At 70.2% G+C, this 1,928-nt stretch carries 3 protein-coding genes; all 3 read right to left on the bottom strand.

What is annotated here, in order from left to right:
• Positions 1-49: 49 nt before the first annotated feature.
• Complete coding sequence (locus tag ABNS06_RS11050; protein ID WP_348674653.1) at positions 50-511, bottom strand: DUF4381 domain-containing protein; 462 nt, start codon at positions 509-511, stop codon at positions 50-52.
• Positions 508-1,425 (bottom strand): DUF58 domain-containing protein, encoded by a 918-nt coding sequence (locus tag ABNS06_RS11045; RefSeq protein WP_348674652.1) that lies wholly within the window; start codon positions 1,423-1,425, stop codon positions 508-510. The genes ABNS06_RS11050 and ABNS06_RS11045 overlap by 4 nt, the downstream gene beginning before the upstream one ends.
• The coding region (locus ABNS06_RS11040) for a MoxR family ATPase (protein WP_348674651.1) at positions 1,425-1,928 on the bottom strand (504 nt) is incomplete at its 5' end. The genes ABNS06_RS11045 and ABNS06_RS11040, both read right to left, overlap by 1 nt.

Here is a 1,928-nt window from a genome sequence, read left to right as displayed (position 1 = left end):
AGCCAGGGCAGGGGCAGCGCGAGCAGCAGCCAGGGCCACAGCAGCTCGATCATCGCAGCGCCTCCCGGCTCCACTGCCGGCAGGTGGTCAGCGCGGTGTCCCGGTCCATCGCGTCATCGCCGGTGACGGCATACCGGTTGACGAACAGCCGCTCCCAAAGGGGGCGCATGTCGACATCCGGCGCGGATTGTTCCAGCCGGTCCAGCCACGGCTCGCCGGTCAGCCCTGCGACCTGCTGACCGTGCTGCCCGATCATGCAGCGCCGCAGCCATGCGGCCAGGGCCGATTCGAAGATGGCGTCATCACGCAGGCTCGCGATCCGGTCCAGCTCGCGGGTGGCCGAGCGATAAAGCGTGGGGCGGCGCAGCCAGCGGATCAGCAGCACGGCCGCGACAATGAGCAACAGGACCAGCAGCGCGGCCAGCCACCAGCCGATCGCGGGCGGCCACCAGCCGGGATCCGGCGGTAGGTGGACATCGCGCAACTGCGCCAGCGGATCGGCCCCGTTCATGCCACCTGTCGGCGGCGGCCCAGTGCCGCGCTCAGCGATTCGACCGGGTCGCGGTCGGTGCGCAGCTCCACCCAGTGGGCGCGGCAGGTGCGCGCGGCGGATTCCGCGGCCTCGCGGCGCGTCCGGTATTGCTCGGTCCAGCGCTGCCGGTGCGTGCGCTGGCTGGTATCGATCCAGGCGATCTGACCGTCGGCATCGATCAACGGATAGCGGCCGGCTGGTGGCAGTTCCCATTCGATCGGGTCGACCGCGAAACCGAGAATCAGCTCCACGCGCTGACCGAGCTTGCGCAGCAGGGCGGCTTCCATCGCACCCAGTCCGCGGAAGTCGCTGAACAGGCCGACCAGCGCGCCGGGTCGCGCGGTGCGCAGCAGGCGGCGCAGCAACTGGGCGAAGGCGTCGGGTCGCGCCTGCCCGGGTTGGGCGTTCCGGGTGCTCAGCGCATGTAGCCAGTGCAGCAACTGCCGGCGGCTACCGGGGCGGACTTCGACATGCGAGTCGCCGTCGAAGCAGAGACCGCCCACCCGGTCGCGGTTTTCCAGCGCCGCCCAGGCGCACAGCGCGGCGGCCTGCGCGGCGCAGACCGACTTGAACCGCCCGCGCGTCGCGAACCACATCGCTGGCCGCAGATCGACGCAGAGAATCACCGGTCGTTCGCGTTCCTCGTGATATAGGCGGATATGCGGTGTGCCGGTGCGAGCGGTGACACGCCAGTCCATCGCGCGCAGATCGTCACCCGGCTGGTAGACGCGGTAGTCGTCGAATTCCATCCCCCGCCCGCGAAACCCGGAGGCATGGGCGCCGGCGAGGTCCGTCATCACCCGGGGGCGGGACGACAGGTCCAGCGCCCCGGCCTGACGCCGCAGCTCGATCAGCGCGTCCAGGTCGATGCGGGTGGGGTCGTTCGGGGTCATCAGGCGACGGGCACGCGTTCCAGCAGATGGCGAACCACGGCGTCGCTGTCCACGCCATCGGCCTCGGCCTCGAAACTCAGCAGCACGCGGTGGCGGAGTACGTCCGGCGCGACCGCCTGCACGTCGTCCGGCGATACGTAGTCACGATCACGCAGCCAGGCATGGGCGCGGGCGCAGCGTTCCAGACCCAGCGTGCCGCGCGGGCTGACGCCGAACTCGATCCAGCGGGCCAGATCGTCGCCGTAGGCGCCCGGCGTTCGGGTCGCCTGCACGAGCTGGACGATGTATTCCTCGACGGCTTCGTCGAGATGCAGGTTCAGACAGGCCTGTCGCATCGCCATCACGTCGGCCTGGCTGACGCGCAGGTCCGAAACCGGCTTTGCCGCGTGTCGCTCGGCGTCGCGGGTGAGCCGCAGGATGGCGCGCTCGGTGGAGACATCCGGATAGCCGACCTTCACGTACATCAGAAAGCGGTCGAGCTGGGCCTCCGGCAGCCGGTAGGT

Source organism: uncultured Abyssibacter sp. (genome assembly GCF_964000955.1).
Taxonomy (GTDB): Bacteria; Pseudomonadota; Gammaproteobacteria; order Nevskiales; family OUC007; genus Abyssibacter.
This window is presented reverse-complemented; position numbering and strand designations above follow the sequence as displayed.

What these genes read in the sequence shown, in the direction of transcription:
- ABNS06_RS11050 (WP_348674653.1), bottom strand. Translation starts at nt 511, where the DNA reads ATGAACGGGGCCGATCCGCTGGCGCAGTTGCGCGATGTCCACCTACCG.
- ABNS06_RS11045 (WP_348674652.1), bottom strand. Translation starts at nt 1,425, where the DNA reads ATGACCCCGAACGACCCCACCCGCATCGACCTGGACGCGCTGATCGAG.